Raw genomic sequence first — 6,779 nt, forward strand, 5'->3', positions numbered from 1 at the left:
TGGCCGGCAGGCCAGAGGGGGGTGCTGTCCCGCCGAGGTCAACAGTAGAGGGGCACGCCGCCTCTCGCCTACTTCACCGCCCCCGCCGTCATGCCCATGATCAGATAGCGTTCAAGCGCAATCCCGATGACCGCCAGCGGTGCGATCGCGGCGGTGGCAAGCGCCGCCATCGACCACCAGTTGATGCCTTGCGAGCCGGTCTGGCTCGCCACCATCACCGGAATGGTCTTGGCGTCGGTCGACGTCAGGAGTGCCGCAAAAAAGTACTCGTTCCAGCACAGCACCATCGCCAGGATGAAGGCGGCGACCATGCCCGGCAGCGCAATCGGCATGACGATGCGGAAAAAGGCGCCCCAGATCGACAGGCCGTCGACCAGCGCTGCCTCCTCCAGTTCGACAGGGATCGAATTGAACTGGTCGCGCATGATCCAGATGACGATCGGCAGCACCATGAGCGTGTAGAGCAGGATCAGGCCGATGCGTGTGTCGAGCAGGCCGACCTCGCGGTAGAGCACCAGGAAGGGCAGGGCGAGCACCACCGGCGGCAGGATCAGCTGCGACAGGAAGAAGAAGGAGATGTCCTCGTTCTTGAACCAGGCGAACTGATAGCGGTACCGGGTCAGCCCATAGGCGGCGAGGCTGCCGATGACGATGGCGAGGCTCGATGCGCCGACCGAGGTGATGACCGAATTCATGAAGCGCTTGAAAAACTCCTCCCGCACCGTCGAGGTCTGGAAGATCGAATCCGGCGACAGGCCGAGCGAGCGCCAGCCCTTCCAGTCCGGTTGGAAGTCGACGAACGGGATGAGGTGTCCTTGCGTGACGTCGACCGCAGTCTTGAACGAGGTGGTGATCGTCCAGTAGATCGGGAACAGGCAGATGAAGGCCCAGAACGCCAGCGCGCCATAGATGAAGATGCGATTGGCCAGAAAACCTAGCGGTGAGCGGATTTCCGAGGCAGTATAGTCGGTGGTCTGGACGCTCATTGTGCCTCGTCAGTTCACGTTGCGCACGAAGCGATTGGCCAATTTCAACAGCCAGGTCACGAACACGACGATGATGACGAGATAGGCCATCGCCAGCATGGTGCCGTAGCCGACATTCGAGCGGTCGCGGTATTCGCGGTAGATGAAGCTCGACACCGAATCCGTGGCGCCGCCAGGCCCGCCGGAGGTCACGGTGATGATGATGTCGGCAAGCTTCAGCTTGAAGATGATGCGCAGGATCACCGCCGTCACCGACACCGGCAGCATCAGCGGGAAGGTGACCTGCCAAAAAGTCTGCCATGGCGTGGCGCCGTCGACGCGCGCTGCCTCCAGCACGTCGCGCGACATCGCCTGCAGGCCGGCAAGCAGCATGATCATCATGAACGGGATGAAGGTCCAGGCGTCGAGCACCATGATCGAGATGCGGGCGGTGATCGGGTTGGAGAAGAAGGCGGGGTTCTCCCAGCCGAGATGGCGCGCCAGCGTCGCCGCCGGCCCGAAACGGTATTCCATCAGCGATTTGCCGATCATCCAGGATACCGCGACCGGCGACAGCATCAGCGGCATCAGGAAGACGACTCGGAAGAATTTGCGCGCCCGGATCTGCGCGTTGAGCAGCAGCGCCAGGCCGAAAGCGATGACATATTCGACCAGCACGGCGAGCACATAAAGCACCATGTTGAACAGCGCGTTGCGGTAGTAGGGATCGGCCAGCATCTGCCAGAAATTGTCGAGCCCGTTGAACTTGCGGCCGGAAAAGGACGACAGGTTCCAGTCGGTCAGCGCGATATAGAAGCCGAACAGCGTCGGGAAGATCACCATGGCGATGGTGAACAGCAGCGCCGGCAGCAGGAACAGCGCGCGCTGGCCGTCCTCGCCGCGCGTCAGCACCTGGCCGATGCCGAGCGCCACGCCCCACAGAACATAGGCGTAGACGATCGGACGCCAGGTCTCGAAGCCGAGCGTGGTGATCTCGTTCTTGTAGAGGATCTCAAACGCGATCACCGCCAGCAGGCCAAGCGTGGCGGCCGCCATCAGGGCAAAACCCGCCCGCTTGCGGGCCGGCGAGATCAGATCGGCTGGGCCGGCGTTGGCCGGCCATGCATTGGTGGTCTGGTCTGCCACGCGTCCCCGTCCGTTTAAAAAATCAAGCCTGCGACCGGCCCGAGCCGGTCAGGTCCGGCGGCTTGCACCGCCGGACCTGTTGTCACGATAGGATCAGCCTACACGCCGAGCGAGGCCTTGTAGAGCTTGATCTGGTTTTCGCGGCCGATCTGGTCGGTCAGCTTCTCCCAGGCCGCGGCAATGGCGTCGGCGCCTTCCTGCGCCTTCATCTTGCCGGCGAATGTGTTGGCCAGAATGTCCTCGGCAGCCGAATAATACTGGAAGATGCCGGGGATGCGCGGCTCGATCGCCGCGTTCGGATGGTTGTAGCTGTCGGCTTCCGACTTCAGATACGAGGTGATGAACGCCTCGTCGTAGCCTGCCGCCACCCATTCGGGAATGTCGAAATGCGAGTTGCGGTAGGGCTGGAAGCCGGACGGATACATCGCCGTCCAGATCGACAGGTCCTTGCCGCCGAGATGAGCGGCGGCCGACCATGCCGCTTTTTTCTTCTTTTCGTCCGTATCGACGCGGGCCATGACGTAGACGCCCCAGCCGAGATAGGCGCAGTTCGGCGCATAGTTCGGGCCGCTGGCGAGTTTGTCCCAAGCGCCGGTCTTGGCATTGTAGACGTCGTCGGACCCCGGCAGGATCGAGAAGCCGGTGACGTCGCCGATGACCGAGCTATCGTTGGTCTTGACGTTGGAGCCGACGTCGCCCCACCAGGTGACCATCGAACCGGTGCCGGCCAGGAACTGCTGGAAGGCTGTCGTGTTCGGGTCGGCGTTGATCTGGTCGGCGGGCTCCGACGGCAGCGCGTCGATGACGTCCTGGATGGCGCGCACCCAGGCCGGATTGTTGATGCGCGGCTTCATCGTGTCGGCATCGAACAGCCAGGCCTTGTCGTCGGGATGCTTGGCATAGGCGGTGGCGCGGCTGCCGAGGAAGTAGAAGCCGAAACCGCCCCAGGCCTTGGGCGCATCGAGATAGCCGAAGACGTCCTGGTCCTTGAACTTCTTGCCCTTGAGGAATTTTGTGACGGCCTGGACTTCCTGCCAGGTCTTCGGCACACCCCATTCGGTGGTCGCGCCGCCGTCCTTCCACGCCTTGGCGAGGTCGGCATCGGCAAAAACGTCGGTGCGGTAATTGAAGTTGTGCGCATCGCCATCGACGGTGATCCGGTACTGCTTGCCGTCCCAGGTGCCGACCGGCGGCTGCAGATAGGCCACGACATCCTTCATGTCGATCTGCTCTTTGACCCAGTCGGGCATCTCGGACGTCAGGCCCTTGCCGCAGACATCGCCTTCGAAGGGCGCGCCCATCTCGATGATGTCGAAGTCGACGGTGCCGGTTGCGATCGACTGCTGCAGGCGGGCATTGTAGTCGGCCTGCGCCAGGTCGATCCAGCTGATCTTGGCGCCGGTATAGGCCTCCCACGGCTTCAGGAAGCCGCGGAACAGCACATTGTGCAGGTTCTGGTTGTTGAGGCCCATGAAGGTGAGCTCGACGCCGGCGAATTCGCCTTCCTTGACGTTGGCCTTGGTGGCTTCCAGGCAGAGTTCGCCGACCTTCTGGAAATCGGCATCCGTCGGCTGACCCTTGCCGACGCCGGGGATCTGAAGAATTTTGGAGCGTAGCTCGCTGGCGGCTTCAGCCGGGCGGGTGAAAGCGCCGAGCCCAGCGCCCGATGCGGCGGCGATCGCGGCCATCGAGGCCGCGCCCTTGAGTATGTCACGCCGGGTGGCACCCGCGCGGACGAGTTTTTCGTACAGACCGACTCTCATCTATTCCTCCCAGAACAACAGTCGTGAATTAAAATGCCAATCCCTCCGACGCCGAAACGTCGGCGGTTCTCCTTTATCATACGGGGACGTGGGACCCCACCCTGCGTCGCCTGGAGCTCCGATTTTCGGATAAAAATCCGACTGCCGGATTGGCAACAGCTAATATTTGCGTAATCGATTACCTTGTCAACACGAATGGCTTTTTATCGATAACATACCGACTTGCCCTTGCCGTTGGCAATGGCTAGCTTCACCGCGAGAAAAGGGGGGACGATGGCTCAAGTCGCGATCAGCAATGTGGCCAAGGCGTTCGGAACCGTCAAGGTCCTGCACGAGGTCAGCGTCGATATCGCCGATGGCCAGTTCGTGGTGTTGGTCGGCCCGTCGGGCTGCGGCAAGTCCACGCTGCTCAGGATGGTGGCCGGGCTGGAGACCGTCTCCGGCGGCACGATCGCCATTGGCGAGCGCATCGTCAACAATCTGCCGCCGGCCAAGCGCGACATCGCCATGGTGTTCCAGAACTACGCGCTCTATCCGCACAAGACGGTGGAGCAGAACATGGCGTTTGCGCTGAAGCTGCGCAAGACCGATCCAGCCGTGGTCGCCGAGCGGGTCAAGCGCGCCGCCGACATTCTCGACCTCAATCCGTACCTGAAACGTTATCCGCGCCAGCTCTCCGGTGGCCAGCGCCAGCGCGTCGCCATGGGCCGCGCCATCGTGCGCAATCCGCAGGTCTTCCTGTTCGACGAGCCGCTCTCCAATCTCGACGCCAAGCTGCGCGTGCAGATGCGCACCGAGATCAAGGAACTGCACCAGCGGCTGAAGACCACCACCATCTACGTCACCCACGACCAGATCGAGGCCATGACCATGGCCGACAAGATCGTCGTCATGCGCGACGGCCGCATCGAGCAAGTCGGCGCGCCGTTGGAATTGTTCGACCGGCCGGCCAATCTGTTTGTCGCCGGCTTCATCGGCTCGCCGTCGATGAACCTGCTCAAAGGCGTGGTGCGCAAAGGCGACAAGGTCGAGATAGCAGGCACGCTGTTCCCGATTGCGGCCGGCAGCGCCGCCAAGGAGGGCCAGGCCGTGGTCTATGGCGTGCGGCCCGAGCATCTCGAAATCCATCCCGACGGCGTGCCGGCAAAGATCTCGGTAGTCGAGCCGACCGGTTCCGAAACGCTGGTCTTCGTACGTTTCGGCGAGGGCGAGATGGTGGCGCTGTTTCGCGAGCGCCACGACTTCAAGCCCGGCGACACGCTCAATCTCAAGCCGCGCCTCGACCAGGTCCATCTCTTCGACGCCGAGACCGGCAACCGGCTCTGATTTCCAATCGACTTTGACCAAACCTGTTTGACGAGGACTGCTATGCTCAAAGGGATCAACCCATTGCTCAATGCCGATGTGCTCCAGGCGCTCAGGGCAATGGGACACGGCGACGATCTGATCATCGCCGACACCAATTTCCCCGCCGATTCGGTGGCAAAGCAGACCGTGCTCGGCAAGCTGCTGCACATCGACGCCTCGGCGGCCGATGTGGTCAAGGCGGTGCTGTCGCTCTATCCGCTGGACACTTTCGTCGACGATGCGGCCGCGCGCATGGAGATCGTCGGCAAGCCGGACGAGATCCCGCCGGTGCAAAAAGAGGTGCAGAAGGAGATCGACAAGACGGAAGGCAAGGCCTGGCCGATGATCTCGGTCGAGCGCTATGCCTTCTACGAGCGCGCCAAGAAAGCCTATTGCGTCATCCAGACCGGCGAGCGCCGCTTCTATGGCTGCTTCGCCTTTCGCAAGGGCGTCGTGCCGCCGGACGCCGAGTAGGGCCATGGCGTCGGGCAAGCCTGTCGTCATTCTGGGCGTTTTCGTCGCCGACACCGCTTACCGGGCCGATCGACAGCCGCGCATGGGCGAGACCATTCTTGGTAATTCCTTCAAGCTGGGACCTGGCGGCAAGGGCTCGAACCAGGCGGTGGCGGCAGGCAAGCTCGGCGCCGACATCACTTTCCTGACCCGGCTTGGCGTCGATGCTTTCGCCGACATGGCCAAGGCGACCTGGGCAGAGGCGGGCGTGAAATCCGCCGTCATCGACACGCCGCAAAGCTATACCGGCGCGGCCTACATCTTCATCGAGGAGACGACCGGCAACAACGCCATCATCGTCAGCCCGGGTGCGGCGATGCTGATCTCGTCTGAAGACATCGAGGCCAATGCCGGCCTGATCCGTGGAGCCGGCGTCTTCGTCACCCAGCTCGAACAGCCGATCGACGCGGCACTGCGCGCACTCGAGATCGCGCGCGGGGCAGGGGTGACCACCATTCTCAATCCGGCGCCGGCGGCCAAGCTGCCGGACCGCATCTACACGCTGTGCGACTATGTGACCCCCAACGAAACCGAGGCGGAGGAACTGACCGGCATCAAGGTTTCTTCGATCGACGACGCTCGCCGCGCCGCCGACAGCCTGCTCAAAAAAGGCGTCGGCTCGGTCATCATCACGCTCGGCGAAAAAGGCGCGCTGCTGCACACGGCCGCTCGGTCCGACCATGTCCCGGTGGTCAATGCCGGCGCAGTGGTCGAAACTACCGGTGCGGGCGATGCCTTCAATGGCGGCCTGGCCGCCGCACTCGCCAAAGGCGTGGAGCCGCTGCAAGCCGTCCGCTTCGCCTGCGCCGTCGCCGGCATTTCGGTGACAAGGCCGGGTACGGCGCCCTCCATGCCGACGCTGCAGGAGGTCGAGGCGCTGCTGGCCAAGGGGTGACGTCGTTGCGGGAGAGACCGAATTCAGATCCGACCGGATCTGAATTTCCACATGAAAGACCATGTTCTAGACGATTATGTCACATTTCTCCTGAGGAGAAATGGCGCGAGTGACGGGGCTCGAACCCGCGACCTCCGGCGTGACAGGCCG

At 62.8% G+C, this 6,779-nt stretch carries 6 protein-coding genes; 3 read left to right on the plus strand and 3 right to left on the minus strand.

All coding sequences use genetic code 11. The annotated features are described in order from the left end of the window. Window positions 1-68 precede the first annotated feature (68 nt). The 3 genes from AC3CCE_RS31965 to AC3CCE_RS31975 form a co-directional block, all read right to left on the minus strand. Window positions 69-986, minus strand: coding sequence for a carbohydrate ABC transporter permease (locus AC3CCE_RS31965; protein ID WP_023739336.1), 918 nt, complete (start codon window positions 984-986; stop codon window positions 69-71). Window positions 987-995: 9 nt separating this feature from the next. Further along, the gene (locus AC3CCE_RS31970; protein WP_352625287.1) at window positions 996-2,111 is read right to left on the minus strand and encodes a carbohydrate ABC transporter permease; all 1,116 of its coding nucleotides are present in this window, start codon (window positions 2,109-2,111) and stop codon (window positions 996-998) included. 98 nt (window positions 2,112-2,209) lie between these two features. Then, complete coding sequence (locus AC3CCE_RS31975; protein ID WP_023705031.1) at window positions 2,210-3,874, minus strand: ABC transporter substrate-binding protein; 1,665 nt, start codon at window positions 3,872-3,874, stop codon at window positions 2,210-2,212. A gap of 273 nt (window positions 3,875-4,147) precedes the next feature. On the opposite strand from AC3CCE_RS31975, the gene AC3CCE_RS31980 reads away from it, so the two are divergent. From AC3CCE_RS31980 to rbsK, 3 genes are read left to right on the plus strand one after another with little or no spacing between them, the layout of a single operon-like run. Next, window positions 4,148-5,200, plus strand: coding sequence for an ABC transporter ATP-binding protein (locus tag AC3CCE_RS31980; protein WP_352538792.1), 1,053 nt, complete (start codon window positions 4,148-4,150; stop codon window positions 5,198-5,200). Window positions 5,201-5,242: 42 nt separating this feature from the next. Then, entirely contained in the window at window positions 5,243-5,695 is a 453-nt protein-coding gene (locus tag AC3CCE_RS31985; protein ID WP_352625285.1) for an RbsD/FucU family protein, read from the plus strand. A gap of 4 nt (window positions 5,696-5,699) precedes the next feature. Then, a complete protein-coding gene (gene rbsK / locus AC3CCE_RS31990; RefSeq protein WP_352625283.1) occupies window positions 5,700-6,629 on the plus strand; it encodes a ribokinase in 930 nt (309 codons plus the stop codon). Window positions 6,630-6,779: the final 150 nt, after the last annotated feature.

This window comes from Mesorhizobium sp. P160187, from assembly GCF_057766425.1.

What these genes read in the sequence shown, in the direction of transcription:
- rbsK (WP_352625283.1), top strand. Translation starts at nt 5,700, where the DNA reads ATGGCGTCGGGCAAGCCTGTCGTCATTCTGGGCGTTTTCGTCGCCGAC.
- AC3CCE_RS31985 (WP_352625285.1), top strand. Translation starts at nt 5,243, where the DNA reads ATGCTCAAAGGGATCAACCCATTGCTCAATGCCGATGTGCTCCAGGCG.
- AC3CCE_RS31965 (WP_023739336.1), bottom strand. Translation starts at nt 986, where the DNA reads ATGAGCGTCCAGACCACCGACTATACTGCCTCGGAAATCCGCTCACCG.
- AC3CCE_RS31980 (WP_352538792.1), top strand. Translation starts at nt 4,148, where the DNA reads ATGGCTCAAGTCGCGATCAGCAATGTGGCCAAGGCGTTCGGAACCGTC.
- AC3CCE_RS31975 (WP_023705031.1), bottom strand. Translation starts at nt 3,874, where the DNA reads ATGAGAGTCGGTCTGTACGAAAAACTCGTCCGCGCGGGTGCCACCCGG.